Origin of the sequence: Micromonospora thermarum (assembly GCF_012034245.1) — a bacterium.
Taxonomy (GTDB): Bacteria; Actinomycetota; Actinomycetes; order Mycobacteriales; family Micromonosporaceae; genus Micromonospora; species Micromonospora thermarum.
The window spans coordinates 40852-61221 of sequence record NZ_JAATEO010000032.1 but is presented as its reverse complement, the minus strand read 5'-3'; the positions used below and the strand labels follow the sequence as shown (position 1 = coordinate 61221).

Below are 20370 nucleotides of genomic sequence, written 5' to 3'. Positions count from 1 at the left end.
CCTTTGCTTCGGAGCTGCTCGGCTGTCGGCCGTGGCCCCGAAAGAGGAACGGGCCGCCAGCCGTTCTGCCAAGGCAGAAACCTGGATCTGTGCTTCTGCCGACTCAAGGTACAGATGGTCGAGGTATGCCTGCCGGTAGTTTGCATCGTCCATGAGAGAGGGATCGAACCCGGCCTGGGCAGCCCGCCTGCGTCGCTTCGGTAGTTGCTCTTGGACGCTGCGCTGTTCGTCAGTCAATGGTGTCGGCTCAGCGTCCCGGACCCCTTCGGCGGCAATCGTCTCAGCTCCGCGGTCGGCGATGTCGCTAAGAGTGTCAGCCAAGACCTCCATAGCGCGCGGCTTGGCTGCCAGGTTGTGCAGCGTCACCGGCCGCGCCATAAGCGATGCCAGCAGCTCCGGGGTCGTACGGAGGATCTGTACCAGATCCGGTGCCTCGATCAACTGCCGTAGCAGCGTCTCGGCGAACCGGGGCTCGTGTTGTGACGGTCCTGCTTGGATCGCTTTGAGCATCGATCGAGCGCGAGCGTCAGCCAGCACTTCCGCCAGGTTTCTTGCCGTCAGCTCATCGATGTGGGGCGCCACAGCCCGGACTGCCGCGTGGATATCGACAGTCGATGCTCCAGACGTCACGGCCGCGAGGACGCCAGCCAACTGCCGTCCGGCGCCGGGTTCCTCGACTACTGCTTGACGCGCCGCTTGCTCGGGTCGGGTCGACTCGACCGGTGCCTCCTGGCGCAATGGCGAGTCATCGACAGGACTCTGGTCAGGCTGCGGCCGGTCGTCGTCAGGTCTAACTGGCTGGGCTGAGCCGGGGGTGGCGAGGAGGTGGATGCGGTTGAGGTACGGCTCGCCGTACCCCTGATGCTCAGTGGCCGGCGGGTACGCCGGCAGGTCCGGTCGTTGGCTGAACAGGCCGCGCCGCAGCCCCGCCAGCGGCAGCGGTTCGCCGTCGCCGGCGAGGATGAGGACGTCCGCGTCGACCGCGTTGTACGGGTGTGGCGTGCCCCGGTGGCGGCCCAGCGGCTCGTCGGCGATCTCGCCGGACTGCGGGTCGAGGTAGAGGATGGTGCCGTCCTGGTTCAGCGCCACCCAGATGTGGGAGCCGCCGCCCTCCCACTGGTTGATGACGAACGCGAAGCTGCCGTGGCCGCCGACGAGCAACTGGTCGCGCAGGTTCCGGTAGCCGGTGTCCAGTACGCGGGCCTGCTCGGCCGGCGGCAGCTCCGTCGACGGCTCGCAGAGTCGCTGGAAGCGGCCGCCGGTGACGTCCTCGATCCGCCCCGGGCCGTCCGCCTCGCCGTTGAGGGGTCGGGTGACGTCGCCGAGGGCGTACGCGTCGAAGGTGCGGGGCGCCGCGACCCGGGGGCGGCCGTGCACCCAGGTGTCGAAGAGGGACAGGGTGCAGTCGACGCAGTTGATGCCGCGGGTCGGGTCGGCCTGCGGCCCGCCGTCGTTGACCAGCCCGAACCACCCGCCGACGCGGGGGTCGGCCGTGCGGACCACGTTGCCGTCGCGCCGTCTCGGAATCCGCCGCTCCACGTCGCGCTGGTGCAGCGCCAGCGGCGGGCGCAGCCCACCACGGCGGTGGTACCTCCGGGTGCGGTCGATCGGCGGGGGATGGTCGTCACCGGTCAGCGCCGACCGGTCGCCGGTTCCGACGCCCCCGTGCGCCAGGTCGCCCACGTCGTCGTTGATGCGCTCGAAGTCGTCGCCGACGACCGCCACGACGCCGGGTGCCCTCGTCCCGGCCAGGACCGCGTCCGCGACATCGCGCTGCCGGTGGCACCAGCCCTCCCGCTCGCGCCCCTCGGCGAAGATCCGCTCCGACACCGCCCGGTAGCCGGCCCGGGCCAGCCGCCGGCTCTCGCCGATCAGCCAGCGCGCCTCGTCGTACGCGCGGTCCGCCGCCTGGCGCAGTTGGTCGGCGCGGTCACGGCGCCGGTTCTCCTCGTGGTTGTTCCGCTGGTGCTCGAAGTGCCCCCGGTAGCGGCGCCGCTCGAAGGCCTCCTGGTCGGCGGCCCACCGCGCGGCGTACCACTCGGGGGTACGGGGCCGGAGCGCCTCCGGTCCGACCACCAACGGGGCGTCCGACGGCCGGAGGGGCGGGGGTGGCGCCGGCGGGAGCGGCGGCGGGAGCGGCGGCGCGAAGCCGGTGCCGTGCCGCGTGTCCGGTCCGGCCAGCGGCGGCGCCGCGCCACCGGACCGCGCCACCGGATCGGCCATGACGGGCGCGGTCGGGCCGACAACGGGCGGCGCCACACCGCCGGACCACGCCACCGGATCGGTGGTGGCGGGCATCGTCGGACCGGCAACGGGCGGCGTCGCGGCACCCGACCGCGCCACCGGATCGGCCGGGACGGACGACGTCGGGCCGACGACGGACGGCGTAGGGCCGGCAAGTGACGGGGCCACCGTGCCGGCCTGGGGGCCGGCCGAGACCGGCGCGACCGGGCCGGCGAGGGACGCGGCGGAGTGCGCCACCGGGCCGGCCGCGACCGGTGACTGTCCTGTGGACACCGATGGTGCGGCGACGTGCGGGCCGTCGACACCGGCCAGCCCGGTCGAGGGCAGCGGCCCGTTGGCCACCGAGGAGAGCGTCGGCGTCCCGGCCAGCGATGGCGGCCCGTCGAGGGGCGTGGCGGGCGCATCGAGCGGCTGGGATGGGACGGCCACGGACGACTCGGCCCGCACCTGCGGCGACTCCGCCGGCGCCGTACCCGAGGACACCACCGGATCCGACACGGCCGCGGGCCGCGCGGCCTCGGCCGGCCCGGCGGCCGTCGAAAGGCCGGCGGCCGACGCAGGGCCTGTGGCCTCGGCCGGTCCGACCGTCACCGGCGGGACGGCGGGGCCGGCGGCCAGATCGCTCGGCGAACCCGCAATCCCACCGGATGCGCCTCCCGCGCCCACGCCGGACACCGCACCGCCGGTCGCCGGTCCGTCAGCACCGATGGGGGCGGGCGGAGCGACCATGGCGGGCGGCAGGTTCGTGCCCGCGAGGGCGCTGAGCCGGCCGTCGAGGCGGGCCTGGAGCGCGGCGTCCGCCTGGGTGGTCGCCGAGCCGCGCACGCCGGAGACGGCCGCCCGCGCGGCCTCCTCCAGCGAGGTCGGGCCCTGGCCGGTGGCGAGGCTCGCGGCCTGCTCGGCGAGCACCTCGCCGGTCATCTCGCGGGCGACGTGTTCACCGATGCGGGCACCCCGGCCGGTCGCGTGCCGCCCCAGCCCGGCCAGCGGCGCCACCGCGCCGCCGGCCAGCCCCCCGACGGCGGAGGTGCCCAGCTCGGTGACGTCGAGGCCGTGCCGCCGGCCGGTGGAGTTCTGGTACGCCTGGGTGGCGAGGGTGACGCCGGCCTCCTCGCCCGCCTCGGACAGCCCGCCGACCGCCGCCCGCCGGGCAAGACCGCGGACGCCGCCCTTGCTGACCTCCTTGGCGGCACGCTCGCCGGCCTCCTTGAGCCCCTGCCGGAGAGACTTTCGGGCCAGCTGCGCCAGGAGCCGCTTGAAGATCTGCTGGACGATCACGCGGGTCGCGGTGATCGCCGCGGCGGCGGCGGGTGAGGCCGCGCCGGCGGTCAGCACGGTGGCGACCGCGAGGCCGACCAGTTCGATGACGAGGATGCCCAGCTCGATCCAGACCTCCAGCTTGGCCGCCTCGATGTCGCACCCGCACTCCTCGACGAGACGTGCCAGGTCGGTGCTGACCGTCAGGAGCAGCGGCAGCGGGGCGTCGTCGCCCTCGGCGACGCGTCGCCAGGCACCGTCGAAGGCCTCGGCGACCGCGCCGATCCCGCCGTACCCGGTGCGCACCTCGGCGGTGGCGGCGACCGCGTCGGCGTGCGGACCGGCGAGGACGGCGGCGACCGCGTACCACTGGTCGGCCAGGTCCCACACCGCGCGCTCGTCGCCGTCCGGCCACTCCACACCCACGACCCAGTCCAGGGCGTCGTACATCCAGCCCGGCAGGTCCCAGGGCGAGTAGTCGAGCGGGTGCGGGATCGGACTCGGCAACAGGGTCATCCGGACCTCCTCGCCGGTCAGCGCCCGTCGGCCACGCGGTCGATCCGGCCCGCGTTCGCGGTGTCCGTCCGCACCGTGGCGTCGACGGAACGGACCACGTCCGCGCCGAGACCCTCCAGGTGGCGACCCACGCCCTCCCAGACGCGGAGCACCGTCTGCTCGAACCCCCGGTAGGTGCGCTCGAACGCCGCACCGATGTCGTCGCGGCCCCAGGGCCGCCCCGCGCTCGCCGCCGCGATCTCGCCGCCGACCTGCCGGCGCCGGTCGGTGACCTCCGCTCCGGCGTGCGCCAGGTCCGCGCCGCCACGCCGGGCCCGCTGCGGGTCGAGCCAGAGCTGGTCGCCCATCACGCGTCCCGGTGCAGTGCGGCGTCGGCCCGCCCGAGCAGGGCCGACAGATCACCGGTACGCAGGAAGTCCGCCGCGCCGGTGCCTTCCGGGAGGTAGCCGGCGGCCAGGTCGCGGGTGGCCTTCGCGGCCGACGCGGCGGCCCGCTGCGCCGTCTCGGTGATCGACCGGCCGAGCCCCCGCGCGTCCCGGTCCCGGTAGATCGCGGAATCGAGGTCCACCGAGATCAGCTCGCCCCGGGCCCCGACCACCACGGTCACCCGCCCGTCGTCCGAGCGTTCGGTGACTCGCAGCTCGGCCAGCTTCCGCTGCAACTCGTCCACACCGGACCGTAAGCGCTGGTACTGGCCGTACACCTCGTCGAACCGCGCCCGCAGCGCGCGGTTGGCGTCCCGGTCCGCGTTCTCGCCCAACGTCACCCTCCCCCGGTCACCGTCGGTAGGGCGAACCATACCGGGTGCCACGAAACCGTGGGGTCCGGTAGTTTCAGGGGCGTGATCGACCGCCAGCAGGCCGAGCAGCTCGCCGCCGTGTGGGCCCGGCGCGACTCACAGCGTCTCGGCCACGAGTGCCATCCGATCGTCGACGAGTTCGACCTCGGGTTCGTGATCCAGTCCACTCTGGCCACCGAGGTCCGCACCGTTCCGGGCGATCTGCCGACCACCGTGGTCGACAAGCGGACCGGCGAGGTCACCACGTGGCCCCGGGTGCCGGTCGAGCAGGTCGAGCGGATGTACCGGCGGAGCCGGCCCGCGGGGTCGCCCGCGCCGCGCACGGTCGACCCGGCGGGTCAGCTGCTCCGCGAGATCCGGCGGATCCCCACCCCGGCCACCGCCGCGCACCTCAGCGTGGACGGGCAACTGTTCCGCGCGCAGGGCGCCAAGGGTGACGTCGAGCTGAACCATCACCCCCTCGTGCAGGCCTATGTGGACGAGCTGCCCCCGGGGCATCTCGTGCGCGGCGGGGAGCGGCACGCCGAACTGGTCGTCGTCTCGGACGTCCTGCACGAGTACGACCACCGCCGCGCCGCCGAGGGCATCGAGCCGATGGCCATGCCGGACGCGGAGACGCTGCTGGCGCGCGCCCGCTTCGAGGTGTTCCGGGTCCGCGAGCCGGGCGACCGCTACGCGGGGCGGGCCGAGCGCAGCTGCGACTCCTGCCTGAACTTCCTCGTCCACTTCAACGTCCTGCCCTGGTCGGAGCTGGCCTTCACCGCCGAGTGGCGGCCCGACCCGCAACCGCCGCACCACCCGGGCCGGTTCCCGACCGAGGTCGCCGACGCGCTGATGGAGGGCGGCTGGGAGGACAGCGAGTTCAATCCCGCTCTCGCGAACGGCGCGATCCGGGAGACGTGCGAGGTGCCGGGCCGGACGCACCGCCACGAGCCGTTTCCCGCCGCCCGGGAGGCCCTCACCGCCTTCCCCGCCGTGGTGAGCAGCCGCCGCGGTCCCGGCGAGGCGGTGTGGATCAGCCGGTTCACCACCAACCCGCTGCACGGCGCCCACTCGGCCGACATCCTGGCCGACCTCGGCGCGGTGATCCGGGCGCGCCTGTTCCCGTTCGGCTCCGAGTTCGGCGAGAGCATCTTCGCCGTCGACGAGCACGGCCGGGTCTTCGCACTCGACCAGGCCGGCGAGTGGTTCCTCGGCGAAAACGTGGACGCCGCCCTGACGACGCTCGTCCTCGGCCGCGCTCCGGCCCGCGTCCGCGACGACGGCACCTGGTGAGGTGACCGCGCCGGGAGCTACAGCGGCACCCCGGTGAGGACCACGACGCGCGGGTCGGTGTAGTCGTCCATCGCGCTGCGTACGCCCTCGCGGCCGACGCCGCTGCCCTTCATCCCCCCGTACGGCATCTGGTCGGCCCGGTACGACGGCACGTCCCCCACGATCACCCCGCCGACCTCCAGGACCCGGCCGGCGCGGAAGGCCGTGTCCAGGCGGTGGGTGAAGACGCCCGCCTGCAACCCGTACGCCGAGTCGTTGACCGCCGCGAACGCCGCGTCGTCGGTCTCCACCCGGGCGACCACCAGCACCGGCCCGAAGACCTCCTCCGCGCTGACCCTGGCGTCCTTCGGCACTCCGCTGAGCACGGTGGGCGGGTAGGTGGCGCCCTCGCGCCGGCCGCCGACCTCGATGGTGGCGCCGGCCGCGACAGCCTCGTCCACCCACGACTCGACCCGGAGCGCCGCGCCCTCGGAGACCAGCGGCCCGACATCGGTGGCCGGGTCGGCCGGGTCGCCGGTCCGCAGCTCCTGCACGGCGGCGACCAGCCGGGGCAGGAAACCGTCGTAGATCCACTCGTGCACGTACACCCGCTGCACCGCGATGCACGACTGCCCGGCCTGGTAGTTGGAGAACAGCGCGATCCGCTGCGCCGCGAAGGTCAGGTCGTCGTCGGAGTTCCAGTCCTCGCAGACCACCGCCGCCGCGTTGCCGCCCAGCTCCAGGGTCACGTGCTTCTCCGGCGCGGACCGGCGGATGGCCGCCCCGACCGGCCCGGAGCCGGTGAACGACACCACCGGCAGCCGTGGGTCGGCCACCAGGTCGGCGGCGCGCTCGTTGGGAAGCGGCAGCACCGAGAACATGCCCGCCGGCAGGTCGGTCTCCGCGAGGAGTTCGCCGAGCAGCAGCGCCGACAGCGGGGTGGCCGGGGCTGGCTTGACGATGATGGGGGCGCCGACCGCGATGGCCGGCGCGACCTTGTGGGCGACCAGGTTGAGCGGGAAGTTGAACGGCGCGATCCCCAGGACCGGCCCCTTGGGCACCCGGCGGACCAGCGCGATCCGGCCGGTGGCGGCCGGGTCGGTGTCGAGGCGCTGCAACTCGCCGGAGAAGCGCCGCGCCTCCTCCGCCGCCCAGCGGAACGTGGAGACCGCTCGTCCGACCTCGGCGCGTGCCCATTTGACCGGCTTGCCGTTCTCGGCGGTGATCAACGCCGCGATCTCGTCGGCCCGCTCGGCGAGTCGCCGGGAGACGTGGTCCAGGGCCGCCGCACGCACGTGCGCGGGCAGGGCCGCGGCCTCCGCGGCCACCCCGGCGGCGGCCGCGACGGCGGCTTCGACCTGGTCCGGCGTGGCGAGGGTGGTACGCCCGACGGCGCGGCCGTCGTACGGGTGGTGGACGGTCAGCTCGTCCCCGCCGTGGGCGGGACGGGAGGCGACATAGAACGCTACGGACTCCACGTTGAGCAGCGTAGACGACCGACCTGCCGACGGAAACAGTCGCCGCAGGCCTTGTCTGCCGCGAATTCAGTGGCGAAGATGGCAGAAGCATTGCGATAACCGCGCAGACCGCATCCCCTCGGAGTGATCCCGTCATGAGTGACCAGCACAAGCTGCGCAACTTCGTCAACGGCGAGTACGTCGAGCCGGCCGACGGCGGCTACGCCGATCTGATCGACCCCTGTACCGGCGAGGTGTTCGCGCAGGCGCCCGTCTCCGGCACCGCCGACGTGGACGCCGCGATGAAGGCCGCCGCCACCGCCTTCGAGACCTGGCGGGACACCACCCCCGGCGAGCGGCAGAAGGCGCTGCTCAAGCTCGCCGACGCGGTCGAGGCCCGCGCGGCGGAGCTGGTCGACGCCGAGGTACGCAACACCGGCAAGCCGCGCCAGCTCACCGCCGACGAGGAGCTGCCGCCGTCGGTGGACCAGTTCCGCTTCTTCGCCGGCGCCGCCCGGCTCCTCGAAGGGCGCTCGGCCGGCGAGTACATGGCGGGGCACACGTCGTACGTGCGGCGCGAGCCGATCGGCGTCTGCGCCCAGGTCACGCCCTGGAACTACCCCCTGATGATGGCGGTCTGGAAGATCGCCCCGGCCCTCGCCGCCGGCAACACGGTGGTGCTCAAGCCGTCGGACACCACGCCGGTCTCGACGCTGCTGCTCGCCGAGATCGCCTCCGAGTTCTTCCCGCCGGGCGTCTTCAACGTGGTCTGCGGCGACCGCGACACCGGCCGCGCCCTGGTGGCCCACCCGACCCCGCAGCTGGTGTCGATCACCGGCTCGACCCGCGCCGGCAAGGAGGTCGCCTCGGCGGCCGCCCCGGACCTCAAGCGCACCCACCTGGAGCTGGGCGGCAAGGCGCCGGTAGTGATCTTCGACGACGCGGACGTCGAGGCGGCGGCCGAGGCGATCGCGGTCGGCGGCTACTTCAACGCCGGGCAGGACTGCACCGCCGCCACCCGCGTCCTCGCCGGCCCGGGCATCCACGACGACTTCGTGGCCGCCCTCGCCGAGCAGGCCCGCAACACGAAGACCGGCGCGCCGGACGACGAGGACGTGCTCTACGGCCCGCTGAACAACGCCAACCAGCTCGCCCGGGTGCGGGGCTTCGTGGACCGGCTCCCCGACCACGCGAACGTCGAGACCGGCGGTGCGCAGGTCGGCGAGCGCGGCTACTTCTACTCGCCCACCGTCGTCTCCGGTGTGCGGCAGGCCGACGAGATCATCCAGGACGAGGTGTTCGGCCCGGTCATCACCGTGCAGCGTTTCTCCGACGAGGACGAGGCGGTGCGCTGGGCCAACGGCGTCGAGTACGGCCTGTCGGCCTCGGTCTGGACGAAGGACCACGGCCGGGCGATGCGGATGACCCGCCGGCTCGACTTCGGCTGCGTCTGGGTGAACACCCACATCCCGTTCGTCTCCGAGATGCCGCACGGCGGCTTCAAGCACTCCGGGCACGGCAAGGACCTCTCGGTCTACAGCCTGGAGGACTACACCCGGATCAAGCACGTCATGCACAACATCGAGGGCTGATCGCTGTGACCTCCTCGGAAGAGCTGCACAAGCGGCGCGGCGCCGCCGTCGCGCGGGGTGTCGGCAGCGTGATCCCGTCGTACGTGGACCGGGCCGGCGGCGGCACGATCACCGACGTCGACGGACGGGAGTGGATCGACTTCGCCGCCGGCATCGCGGTCACCAACGTGGGCAACTCCGCCCCGCGTGTGGTCGAGGCGGTGAAAGCGCAGGTCGAACGGTTCACGCACACCTGCTTCATGGTCGCGCCGTACGAGTCGTACGTGGCGGTGTGCGAGCAGCTCAACGCGCTCACCCCGGGCGCGTTCGAGAAGCGGTCGGCGCTGTTCAACTCCGGCGCCGAGGCGGTGGAGAACGCGGTGAAGGTCGCCCGGCACGCCACCGGACGGCCGGCGGTCGTGGTGTTCGACCACGCGTACCACGGTCGGACCAACCTCACCCTGGCGCTGACCGCGAAGAACATGCCGTACAAGCACCGGTTCGGGCCGTTCGCCGGGGAGATCTACCGGGTGCCGATGTCGTACCCGCTGCGCGACGGCGGCCTCGACGGGCCCACCGCGGCGGCCCGGGCGATCGAGACCATCGAGAAGCAGGTCGGCGCCGAGAACGTGGCCGCGCTGCTGATCGAGCCGATCCAGGGTGAGGGCGGCTTCGTCGTACCGGCCGAGGGGTTCCTGCCGGCGCTGCGCGAGTGGGCGACGGCAGCGGGGGCGGTCTTCATCGCCGACGAGATCCAGACCGGGTTCTGCCGGACCGGCGACTGGTTCGCCTGCGAGCACGAGGGCGTCGAGCCGGACCTGGTCACACTCGCCAAGGGCATCGCCGGCGGCCTGCCGCTGGCGGCCGTCACCGGGCGGGCGGACCTGATGGACGCGGTGCACGTCGGCGGCCTCGGCGGCACGTACGGGGGCAACCCGATCGCCTGCGCGGCGGCGTTGGCCAGCATCGAGACGATGCACGAGCTGGACCTTGCCGCCGCCGCCCGGCGCATCGGGCAGGTCATGGGTGACCGGCTGCGCGCGATCGCCGCCCGCGACCCGCGCGTCGCCGAGGTACGCGGCCGCGGCGCGATGCTCGCCGTGGAGATCGTCCAGCCGGGCACCCGCACGCCGGACCCCGCCGCGACGGCCGCGGTGTCGGCGGCCTGTCACGCCGCCGGCCTGCTCACCCTCACCTGCGGCACGTACGGCAACGTGCTGCGCTTCCTGCCCCCGCTGGTGATCGGGGACGCCGAGCTGAGCCGGGGCCTGGACATCCTCGACGCCGCCTTCGGCTGAATGGACTCGAGGGTGGGTGTCGCGTCCGCACCACGCGACACCCGCCCTCGACCGCAGTAGGTCAGCGGAGCACCTCGACGGTGTTGCGGCGGACCAGGTTCTTGCCGGGCTCGCGGATCGCGTCCATCGCCGACAGGTTCAGCAACGCGCAACTGCCCGACGGGCCGGTGACGCTCACCGTCACCGCCTTGCCGTTGTCCAGGTTCGTCACCCGCAGCCGCGTCCCGACCGGGAACCGGTTGCTGGTCGCCGCCGGCGCACCGGCCTCACCGGAGAAGGTGAGCGCCCCCTGGCAGGCCGACACCGGGGCCGGGCCGGACGCCCCGGGCGAGGCCGCCCCGGGCCGTATCGTGCCGGCGTCCGAGGGCGTCGCACCCGCCCCCGGCTGCGCCGCACCGCCACCGACCACCTCGACCACGTTGCGCCGGATCAGGTTCTTGCCCGGCTCGCGTACGAGCTCCATCGCCGCCGCGTTCAGCAGGACACAGCTGCCCGACGGCCCGGTCACGGTCACCTCGGCCGACCGGTTGTTGTCCAGGTTGGTCACCCGCAGCCGCGTGCCGACCGGGAACCGGTTGCTGGTCGCGGCGGGCGCGCCGCCCTCGGCCGAGAAGGTCACCGACCCCTGGCAGACCGACGCGCGGGTGGAGTTGGTGTCCGCGAAACCGAGCCCGGTTCCCACCGCCACCGCTGCTGCGGCGACCACCGCCACGCCCGCCGCCAGTACGTGCTTCCGCTGCACCTTCACGTCGTTCCTCCTCGTCCGGTGGTGCCGTGTCGCGGGCGGGTACGGCGTGGGAGCGCGGTTCAGTTCAGCGCTGTGACATCTATCGAAAACAAACCTGCGAATGAACCGACCACGACCCGCCTTGGCGATCCGGGGTGAGCTGCGTCACGATGGGGCCGGAGGAGGTCGCCGATGGCTGACCCGTGGCTCGCTCTGGAGTTCGGCGCGGATCCCGCGGAGCGGATCGCGCAGGTCGGTGCCGCCCACGAGGCGTTCCTCACCGACGGGGCCGCGCCGCACCGCGTACGCGAGGTGGTCCGCCGGTCGTGGGAGCGGTCGGCGCTGCTCGACCCGGAGACCACACCCCCGGTCGAGCTGGCCGACGACGCGCTGGAGCGGTACCGGGCCGCCCACCCGCTGTCCCGGGTGCTGCCGCTCTTCCGCGACCTGCTCGGCGGCATCGCGCAGGACGGCGCGCACCTGATGGCGGTCTGCGACGCGTACGGGCGGCTGCTCTGGGTGGAGGGGCACCCCGGGGTGCTGCGCCACGCCGAACGGATGAACTTCGTGCCCGGCGCCCGCTGGGACGAGCCGCACGCCGGCACGAACGCCCCCGGCACCGCCCTCGCCGTCGACCACAGCGTGCAGATCTTCGCCACCGAACACTTCAGCCGCCGGGTGCAACGGTGGACCTGCGCCGCCGCCCCGATCCACGACCCGGCGACCGGCCGGCTGCTCGGCGCGGTCGACATCACCGGCGGCGACCACCTGGCCAACCCGCAGAGCCTGGCGCTGGTCCGGGCCACCGCCCGGGCCGCCGAGGCGTTCCTGGCCGGCGCGGCGCCCGTCGAGCCGGACGTGGTCCACGTGTCCGCGCTCGGCCGCGACGAGGCGGAGCTGCGCGTCGGCGGACGCCGGATCCGGCTCGGCCGCCGGCACAGCGAACTGCTGGTCCTCCTGGTCGACCGTCCCGAAGGCCGCACCGGCGAGCAGCTCGGCCTGGACCTCTACGGCGACGACCGGCTGCACCCCGTCACGCTGCGCGCCGAACTCTCCCGCCTGCGCCGGGTGCTCGGCCCCGAACTGCTCGACTCCCGCCCGTACCGGCTTCGCGGGCGGGTGCGGGCCGACTTCCGTACCGTCACCGACCTGCTGGAGCACGGCGACCCGGCGGGCGCGCTCGACGCGTACCCCGGAAGTCTGCTGCCCGGCTCCGACGCACCGGGTGTGACGCGGGTGCGCCGGCTGGTCGACGGCCAGCTGCGCGCGGCCGTGCTGGCCACCGCGGACCCGGCGCTGCTCGCGGCCTGGACCGCGACGCCCGCCGGCGCCGACGACCTGGCCGCCTGGGAGGCCCTGGCGCGGGCGCTACCGCCGGGAGCGCCCCGCCGGCCGCTCGCGGTCACGCGCATCCGCCAGCTGCTCGACGAGTACGACGTGGGCCGCGCAACGTCGCTGCAACGTACCCAGAACTAGCGTCTCCGCCGTCCACCACCTGTCGACGGCGGAGGTCCCCATGACGCGCTACGACGCGCCCACCCACTGGCAGTCCCGCTACGACCACTTCATCGGCGGCGAGTACGTGAAGCCGCACGGCGGGCAGTACTTCGAGAACCCGACCCCGGTCACCGGGCAGACCTTCACCGAGGTGGCCCGGGGCACCGCCGAGGACGTCGAGAAGGCCCTCGACGCCGCGCACGGTGCCGCCGACGCGTGGGGCCGCACGCCGGTCGCCGAGCGGTCGCTGATCCTCAACCGGATCGCCGACCGCATGCAGAAGAACCTGGAATCCCTGGCGATCGCCGAGACCTGGGAGAACGGCAAGCCGGTACGCGAGACCCTCGCTGCCGACATCCCCCTCGCCATCGACCACTTCCGGTACTTCGCCGGGGCGATCCGGGCCCAGGAGGGCTCCCTCGGCGAACTGGACGACGACACCGTCGCGTACCACTTCCACGAGCCGCTCGGCGTGGTCGGGCAGATCATCCCGTGGAACTTCCCGCTGCTCATGGCCACCTGGAAGCTCGCCCCGGCGCTCGCCGCCGGCAACGCGGTGGTGCTCAAGCCCGCCGAGCAGACGCCCGCGTCGATCCACTACTGGATGTCCCTGGTGGCCGACCTGCTGCCCCCGGGCGTGGTCAACATCGTCAACGGCTTCGGCGTCGAGGCCGGCAAGCCCCTCGCCTCCTCGCCCCGGGTCGCCAAGGTCGCCTTCACCGGTGAGACCACCACCGGGCGGCTGATCATGCAGTACGCCAGCGAGAACATCAAGCCGGTCACGCTGGAGCTGGGCGGCAAGAGCCCGAACATCTTCTTCGACGACGTCAGCGCCTCCCGCGACGACTTCTTCGACAAGGCCCTCGAAGGCTTCACCATGTTCGCCCTCAACCAGGGCGAGGTGTGCACCTGCCCGTCGCGGGCGCTGATCCAGCAAGGGCACTACAGCGACTTCCTGGCCGCGGCCGTGGACCGGACCCGTCAGGTCAAGCAGGGCCACCCGCTGGACACCGAGACGATGATCGGCGCGCAGGCGTCCAACGACCAGCTCGAGAAGATCCTGTCCTACCTGGACATCGGCCGGCAGGAGGGCGCTCGCGTCCTGACCGGCGGTTCCCGTGCCGACCTGGGTGGCGAACTGTCCGGCGGGTACTACGTCGAGCCGACCATCTTCGAGGGCGACAACTCGATGCGGATCTTCCAGGAGGAGATCTTCGGGCCGGTCGTGTCGGTGACCTCCTTCGCCGACCTCGACGACGCCGTGAAGATCGCCAACGACACCCTGTACGGGCTGGGCGCCGGCGTGTGGACGCGGGACATCAACACCGCGTACCGGGCCGGGCGGGCCATCCAGGCCGGCCGCGTCTGGACGAACTGCTACCACGCGTACCCGGCGCACGCCGCGTTCGGCGGGTACAAGCAGTCCGGCATCGGCCGGGAGAACCACAAGATGATGCTGGAGCACTACCAGCAGACCAAGAACCTGCTGGTCAGCTACTCCCCGAAGAAGCTGGGCTTCTTCTGATGGGTGACCTGGTGACCGTGACTCCCGCGGCGGCCGAGCTGATCCGGTCGCTGCGGGAGCGGCACGGGCCACTGATGTTCCACCAGTCCGGCGGCTGCTGCGACGGCAGCGCCCCGATGTGCTACCCGGCCGGCGAATTCCGGACCGGTGGGTCCGACATCCTGCTCGCGTCGCTGGTGGTGGACGGCGTCCCGGAGCCCGTCGGCTTCTGGATGTCCCGCTCCCAGTGGGACTTGTGGAAGCACACGAGGCTCACGGTCGACGTGGTCCCCGGCCGAGGCAGCGGCTTCAGCCTGGAAGCCCCCGAAGGCCTCCGCTTCCTCATCCGCTCCACCCTCGCCTAACCCCGCCCCCTGCTTCCCCGATCTTACACTTGTGGACCCCGATAGGCGGCTTTGGCCCAGAATGTGGAGGCAACAAATGCATGATCGACGCGGGTAGGGGTCAGTCGTCGCAGCCGTAGCCGTCACCATCGCGGTCGAGGTCGTACACGTCGTGTCCGCCTTGGCCCGTCGTCCGGCCGACGACGCATGCAGCTCCCCGCCGCCTCGGCGGATCGTCCGGTCGTCAGAGCGCAAAGTGCGAGGACCGGCTCGTCGAGAGGGCGGTGCGCACGGTGGCGATGATGTGCGACGGCCGGTGGTAGAGGTCCCGGTCGGTGAAGTAGCGCATCCGCCAGCCGCTCGCGTCGAGCCAATTGACGCGAGTGCGGTCGTACCGGAGTCGATCGCGGTCGAGATGGGACGCGCCGTCGTACTCGACGCCGATACGGTGTTCGCGGTATCCCAGGTCGAGCCGGTACCGAGGGAAGCCGTCGCCATCGAACACCCACAGCTGGGGTTCCGGCCACGGCAGTCGCCCGTCGATCAGCACCAGCCGCAGCTGGCTCTCCTGCCGGCACTCCGCTCGGCCGTCCGCGAGCGGCACCAACTCACGGGCCTGGCGCACTCCTCGAAGTGCCCGGTGGAGCGGAACCTCGGCCGCCAGATCCTCCTTCGCGACCGCGCCGGAACGGATGGCCGCGTCGAGCACGGGCAGGGCATCCATGCGACGTACCGTGCGCGCGAGGTCCACGGCACACCGGGCCGCCGGTACGCAGGGCAGGCCGCGCACCAGGACGGGCTCCACCGGGAGCACCGAATGGTGCACGATCAAGCCGGGCAGCCGAGGTTTCGCCATCGTGACCGGCACCTGGACGTGCACGACGTCTTCGCGCAGCACACCGAACCCGTGACGCCGGGCCGCGCTCTGCCGCGCCAGTATCGCGCCGTCGGGCAGGCACAGCATGAGTGCACGCAGTTCGTCCTCGCCGCCGCACGGCTGGTCGGCGTATACGCCCCGCCGCACGCGCCGCAGTTCGTCCCGGCTGACGCGAGTCCGGAGCTGTCGCACGGTGAGGATGCGCATCAGCTCGTCGACTCGCCACACCTGAGTAGCCACGGCCGCAGCATCCCGCCCGACGGCCTGACCGTCGAACCCTCGACCGCCCCCTGTGGACAAAAGACGGTTCTGTGGACAACCCCCATTCGAAGCCCCGATGTGCTAGCCCCACCTCCACGCCCCGCACCCCTTCCGCCGCGATCTTGCACTTGCGGCCCTCCATACACGACATATGTCCGGAATACCGGGGCACTAAGTGCAAGATCGCGGAGAAACCAACGCGGGGTTAGCGGGCGTCTAGTAAGGGCTGGCTCGGGTTCCATGGGGGGTTGCCGACGGCGTCGCGGCGGCGGCGGGCTATTGCGGAGAGGGCTTCCAGGACTACCCGGTTGCCGAGGTACGCGGTGATGTCGGCGTGGTCGTACGGCGGGGCCACCTCGACCACGTCGACGCCGACGACGGGCAGTTCGTAGCAGACGCGGCGGACCGCGTCGAGGAGCTGCCGCGACGTGAAGCCGCCCGGCTCCGGAGTGCCGGTGCCGGGGGCCATGCCCGGGTCGACCACGTCGATGTCGACGGAGAGGAAGACAGCCTCGCACTCGTCCACGGCGATCTCGAAGGCCTCCGACAGACAGGTGTCCAGGCCGCGCGCCACCAGCTCGGTCATCTCGTACGACCGCATCCGCTGCTGCGCCATCCACTCCAGCACCGAAGGCCCCGGCCAGTAGCCGCGAAGGCCGATCTGGAGGAACCGGTCGCCGCGGACCGCGCCGGACTCGATGAGCCGTCGCATCGGCTGGCCGTGCCCGTGCAGGGAACCGAACTCGACGTCCCCGGTGTCGGCGTGCGCGTCGAAGTGCACCAGCGACACCCGGCCCAGCCCGTGGTGCCGGGCGACGCCGGTGGCGTCGGGCAGGGCGATGGAGTGGTCACCACCGAGCACGACCGGGATCGCCCCGGCGGACGCCACCGCGAACACGGCGGTTTCGAGGGCGGACAGGGACCGTTCGATGTCACCGGAGAACATCTCGACGTCGCCGGCGTCGTAGACGCGGAGATCCCGCAGCGCGTCGACGCGGAACGCCAGCGACGGGCGGGAGCCGTCGTGCGGCAGGTAGCAGGCCTGGCGGATGGCGGACGGGCCGAACCGGGTGCCGGGCCGGTGCGAGGTGCCGCCGTCGAACGGCGCCCCGATGATGACCACGTCGGCGTCGGCGTACGTGACCGGTTCCGAGATGGTGCACGGCGGCACCCCGAGGAACGTGATGTCGGGGCCGTACATGGGTCCGTAGCGGGTCACCGCTCCTCCATTCCCCAGGGCGAGCCGTACTCGGTGAGCAGGTCGAGGAAGGGTACCGGGGGCTGCGCCTCCGGGCCGAGCACGCCGACACCGGACCAGGCGCCGGTGGCGAGCAGTTCCAGGGCGACGACCGGGTTCACCGCGGTCTGCCAGACGACCGCCTGGTGCCCGTACTCGCGCATGGACCACTCGTTGTCGACCACGTGGTAGAGGTAGACCTCGCGCGGCTGACCGTCGGCCCCGACACCACGGACCCAGGTGCCGGCGCAGGTCTTGCCGCGCATCCGGTCGCCCAACGTGGCCGGGTCGGGCAGGCAGGCGGCCACCACGTCGCGGGGCGAAACCGACACACCGCCCACCCGCACCGGCGACGTCGCGGAAAGGCCCAGCTTGTGCAGCGTCTTCAGCACCTCGATGAACTCGTTGCCGAGGCCGTACTTGAAGGTGACCCGTTTCGCCTTCACCCAGCGCGGGATCAGCAGCACCTCCTCGTGCTCGACGTTGACGCACTCGACCGGGCCGATGCCCTCGGGGAAGTGGAAGACCTCGGGCTCGGAGAAGGGCGGTGTGGTGAACCAGCCCCGGCCCGCCTCCCAGATCACCGGCGGGTTCAGGCACTCCTCGATCGTGGTCCAGATCGAGAACGAGGGCGCGAAGTCGTACCCGTCGACGGTGAGGTTCGCGCCGTCGCGGACGCCGATCTCATCGATCTCGGCGAACAGCTCGTCGGCGGCGTACCGGGCGAACACGTCGGACAGCCCCGGCTCGACGCCGATGCCGCAGAGCGCCAGCCGACCGGCCGCCGACCACGCATCGGACGAGGCGAACTGCTCGTCGCCGAGCTTCACCCCCGGCTCCTCATGGGGCCGCGACGGGTGCGGGTGGGACAGCGACATCGCCATGTCGAGGTAGTCGGCCCCGGCGGCGAACGCCCCGTCGAAGATCGGCATGACGAAGCGCGGGTCGACCGCGTTGAGCACGTGCGTGACGCGGTGTTCACGGCAGAGCGCGGCCACCGCGTCGGCCGAGGAGGCGTCGACCGTCGCGGCGACGAAGCGCTCGTCCCGGTCGGCCACCGCCCGCTGCGCGCGGGCGAGGTCGTGGTCGGCGACGACCATGGTCTCGAAGAAGGTACGGCGGGCGGCGATGGATACGGCGGCGGAGCCGACGCCACCGGCGCCGACGAGGAGGATGCGCATCAGGAATCGAACCCCAGTCCAAGGCGGTCGAGAGTACGGAGCCAGAGGTTGCGCCGCCCCTCGTGCGCGTCGGCGCGGGCGAGGGACCAACGGGTGAGGTGGATGCCGGCGGCCCGGACGGGCTCCGGCGGGAACGGCAGCGGCCTGGTGCGGACGAGGTCGAGCCGGGTCAGCGGGGTGTCCGTGCCGCCGAGCAGGTCGAGCATCACGCGGGCGCCGAAGCGGGTCGCGCCGACACCGAGACCGGTGTAGCCGGCCGCGTACGCCAGCCGCCCCTCGTACGCGATGCCGAAGAAGGGGCAGAACCGGGTGCAGGTGTCGATGACCCCGCCCCAGCGGTGGCTGAACCGCAGCCCGTCGAGCTGCGGGAACGTGGTGAAGAAATGCTGCGCGAGGGCGTCGAGGGTCGCGTGCCGCTGCTCCAGCGCCGGCGCCACGCGGTTGCCGTAGTGGTAGACCGCGTCGTACCCGCCGAAGAGGATCCGCCCGTCGCCGGTGATCCGGTAGTAGTGGAACTGGTTGCCGGTGTCCGCGAGCCCCTGCCGGTTCGCCCAGCCGATCGACTTCCGCTGGGCCTCGGTCAGCGGCTCGGTCGTCAGCGCGTAGTCGTACACCGGGACGATCCAGGCCCGCAGGCGGCGCAGCAGCGGCGGGAACGCGTTGGTGGCGAGCACCACCTGCCGGGCGCGCACCGCCCCCGGCGCGGCGTCCGCGCCACCGACGGTGGTGGCGCGCAGCGCGGCGCCGTCGCGGCGCAGCCCGGTGACCCGGGTGTGCTCGTGGACGCGGACGCCGAGGTCGGCGGCGGCGCGGCGCAGTCCCCAGGCCAGCTTCGCCGGGTCCACCATCGCCACCCGGTCGCGGTGCCAGACCCCACCGAGGTACGTCGGCGAGTCCACCTCGGCCCGCACCTCGTCGGCGTCGAGCAGGGTGACGTCGTGGCCGTACCGCCGGGCCAGCTCCGCGTCCTCGGCGAGCCCGGCGAGCTGGTACGGCTCGACCGCCACGGACAGCTCGCCGGTCCGCTCGAAGTCGCAGTCGATGCCGTACGCGTCGACGGTCGCCGCGATCGCGTCGAGGTTCTCCCGGCCGAGCCGTTCCAGCTCGGCGACCTCCCTGGGGAAGCGCTCGACGCCGTTGGCCAGCCCGTGCGTCAGCGAGGCGGCGCAGAAGCCGCCGTTGCGCCCGGACGCCGCCCAGCCGCAGGTGCCCGCCTCGACCAGCAGCACGTCCCGGTCCGGGTCGTCCTGCTTGGCGAGCAGCGCGGTCCACAGCCCGGAGTACCCGCCGCCGATCACGAGCAGATCGGTGTCGGTGGGGCCGACCAGCGGCGGGAGCGGGTCGGGGCGTTCCGGCCGGTCGAGCCAGTACGGCACGGGCGCCGCGTCGGCGAGGGCCTGGCTGCCGATTCCCGTCGGGGTCCGGAAGACCGGCCCCCGGCCGGTATGGGAGCCGGTCATGACCGGCCGCCCGCCTGCCCGGCGGCCACGGGCGCGGCCACGGCCGCGCGGCGTGCGCGCCGCCCCCGCAGCGTGGTGGCCAGCACCAGCAGCAACGCGACCGCGAACATCGCGGTGCCGATGACGTTGACCTGCGGGGGGATGCCCCGCTGGGCGGCACCCCACACGTACATCGGGAACGTGACGGTGGTGCCGGAGTTGAAGTTCGTGATGATGAAGTCGTCGAACGACAGGGAGAACGCCAGCAGCGCGGCGGCGACGATGCCGGGCAGCACCAGCGGCAGGGTGACCCGGCGGAACGTCTGCCACTCGCTGGCGTAGAGGTCCATGGCGGCCTCCTCCAGCCGCCGGTCCATGCCGGACAGCCGCGCCTTCACGGTCACCACCACGAACGACACGCAGAACATGACGTGCGCGATGACCACGGTCCAGAAGCCGAGCTGCACCCCGCCGGCGACGAAGAGCGCGAGCAGCGACGTGCCCATCACCAGCTCCGGCGTCGCCATCGGCAGGAAGATCAGCACGTTGATCCCGGACCGGCCCCGGAAGGCGTGCCGGGCCAGCGCGAACGCCATAAGCGTGCCGAGGACCGTGGCGACCACGGTCGAGATGAACCCGATCTGGACGCTGCGCACCACCGCGTCGCACATGTCGGAGGTGGCGCACGGGTTGCGCCAGTTGTCGAGCGTGAACTCGTTGAAGTCGTACGACAGGCGGCTCGACGGGCGGTTGAAGGACAGGGCGGCCACGACGGCGATCGGCAGGAAGAGGTAGCCGAGCACCAGCAGCGCCACGCCCATCACCCAGCGGTCGGCCAGCCAGCGGGAGAACCGCATCACTGAGCCTGCCTTTCGTTCGCGACTGCGGGGCTCCGCTCCGCTGCTCC

Annotated in this window: 16 protein-coding genes; 6 read left to right on the top strand and 10 right to left on the bottom strand. The window is 72.8% G+C overall.

The window, feature by feature from the left end; translation table 11 throughout:
* The 3 genes from HCJ94_RS24320 to HCJ94_RS24310 form a co-directional block, all read right to left on the bottom strand.
* Window positions 1–4017: toxin glutamine deamidase domain-containing protein (locus HCJ94_RS24320; protein WP_168003370.1), on the bottom strand; the 4017-nt coding region annotated here is incomplete at its 3' end.
* Window positions 4018–4034: 17 nt separating this feature from the next.
* Window positions 4035–4364 carry a hypothetical protein gene (locus HCJ94_RS24315; protein WP_205801825.1) on the bottom strand — a complete coding sequence of 110 codons (330 nt, stop codon included), beginning with the start codon at window positions 4362–4364 and terminating at the stop codon, window positions 4035–4037.
* Window positions 4364–4783 (bottom strand): YbaB/EbfC family nucleoid-associated protein, encoded by a 420-nt coding sequence (locus HCJ94_RS24310; RefSeq protein ID WP_309227410.1) that lies wholly within the window; start codon window positions 4781–4783, stop codon window positions 4364–4366. The genes HCJ94_RS24315 and HCJ94_RS24310 overlap by 1 nt, the downstream gene beginning before the upstream one ends.
* 75 nt (window positions 4784–4858) lie before the next feature.
* Here HCJ94_RS24310 and HCJ94_RS24305 point away from each other — a divergent pair, with 75 nt between their 5' ends.
* On the top strand, window positions 4859–6091 hold the full coding sequence (locus HCJ94_RS24305) for an SUKH-3 domain-containing protein (RefSeq protein ID WP_168003367.1): 1233 nt from the start codon (window positions 4859–4861) through the stop codon (window positions 6089–6091).
* 17 nt (window positions 6092–6108) lie between these two features.
* Here the strand turns inward: HCJ94_RS24305 and HCJ94_RS24300 are convergent, their stop codons facing one another.
* A complete protein-coding gene (locus HCJ94_RS24300; RefSeq protein ID WP_168003366.1) occupies window positions 6109–7548 on the bottom strand; it encodes an aldehyde dehydrogenase family protein in 1440 nt (479 codons plus the stop codon).
* Between the two features lie 134 nt (window positions 7549–7682).
* On the opposite strand from HCJ94_RS24300, the gene HCJ94_RS24295 reads away from it, so the two are divergent.
* Window positions 7683–9119, top strand: a complete 1437-nt coding sequence (locus HCJ94_RS24295) for a gamma-aminobutyraldehyde dehydrogenase (RefSeq protein ID WP_168003365.1) — start codon at window positions 7683–7685, stop codon at window positions 9117–9119.
* 5 nt (window positions 9120–9124) lie between these two features.
* The gene (gene gabT / locus HCJ94_RS24290; protein WP_168003364.1) at window positions 9125–10396 is read left to right on the top strand and encodes a 4-aminobutyrate--2-oxoglutarate transaminase; all 1272 of its coding nucleotides are present in this window, start codon (window positions 9125–9127) and stop codon (window positions 10394–10396) included.
* Between the two features lie 61 nt (window positions 10397–10457).
* Here gabT and HCJ94_RS24285 read toward each other — a convergent pair whose 3' ends face one another.
* Window positions 10458–11144 carry an RlpA-like double-psi beta-barrel domain-containing protein gene (locus HCJ94_RS24285; protein ID WP_168003363.1) on the bottom strand — a complete coding sequence of 229 codons (687 nt, stop codon included), beginning with the start codon at window positions 11142–11144 and terminating at the stop codon, window positions 10458–10460.
* A gap of 171 nt (window positions 11145–11315) precedes the next feature.
* On the opposite strand from HCJ94_RS24285, the gene HCJ94_RS24280 reads away from it, so the two are divergent.
* The 3 genes from HCJ94_RS24280 to HCJ94_RS24270 are packed head-to-tail and all read left to right on the top strand — an operon-like array spanning window position 11316 to window position 14489.
* The gene (locus HCJ94_RS24280) at window positions 11316–12599 is read left to right on the top strand and encodes a GAF domain-containing protein (protein ID WP_168003362.1); all 1284 of its coding nucleotides are present in this window, start codon (window positions 11316–11318) and stop codon (window positions 12597–12599) included.
* A gap of 40 nt (window positions 12600–12639) precedes the next feature.
* Entirely contained in the window at window positions 12640–14145 is a 1506-nt protein-coding gene (gene adh / locus HCJ94_RS24275) for an aldehyde dehydrogenase (protein WP_168003361.1), read from the top strand.
* On the top strand, window positions 14145–14489 hold the full coding sequence (locus HCJ94_RS24270) for a DUF779 domain-containing protein (RefSeq protein ID WP_168003360.1): 345 nt from the start codon (window positions 14145–14147) through the stop codon (window positions 14487–14489). Before adh ends, HCJ94_RS24270 begins: the two co-directional genes overlap by 1 nt.
* Before the next feature lie 223 nt (window positions 14490–14712).
* Here HCJ94_RS24270 and HCJ94_RS24265 read toward each other — a convergent pair whose 3' ends face one another.
* From HCJ94_RS24265 to HCJ94_RS24245, 5 genes are all read right to left on the bottom strand, one after another.
* Complete coding sequence (locus HCJ94_RS24265; protein ID WP_168003359.1) at window positions 14713–15552, bottom strand: type IV toxin-antitoxin system AbiEi family antitoxin; 840 nt, start codon at window positions 15550–15552, stop codon at window positions 14713–14715.
* A 259-nt stretch (window positions 15553–15811) separates the two neighbouring features.
* Window positions 15812–16825, bottom strand: a complete 1014-nt coding sequence (gene speB, locus HCJ94_RS24260) for an agmatinase (protein WP_168003358.1) — start codon at window positions 16823–16825, stop codon at window positions 15812–15814.
* Entirely contained in the window at window positions 16822–18024 is a 1203-nt protein-coding gene (locus HCJ94_RS24255) for a saccharopine dehydrogenase family protein (protein WP_168003357.1), read from the bottom strand. The genes speB and HCJ94_RS24255 overlap by 4 nt, the downstream gene beginning before the upstream one ends.
* On the bottom strand, window positions 18024–19484 hold the full coding sequence (locus HCJ94_RS24250; RefSeq protein WP_168003356.1) for an NAD(P)/FAD-dependent oxidoreductase: 1461 nt from the start codon (window positions 19482–19484) through the stop codon (window positions 18024–18026). Before HCJ94_RS24250 ends, HCJ94_RS24255 begins: the two co-directional genes overlap by 1 nt.
* Entirely contained in the window at window positions 19481–20320 is an 840-nt protein-coding gene (locus HCJ94_RS24245; RefSeq protein WP_168003355.1) for an ABC transporter permease, read from the bottom strand. Before HCJ94_RS24245 ends, HCJ94_RS24250 begins: the two co-directional genes overlap by 4 nt.
* Window positions 20321–20370: the final 50 nt, after the last annotated feature.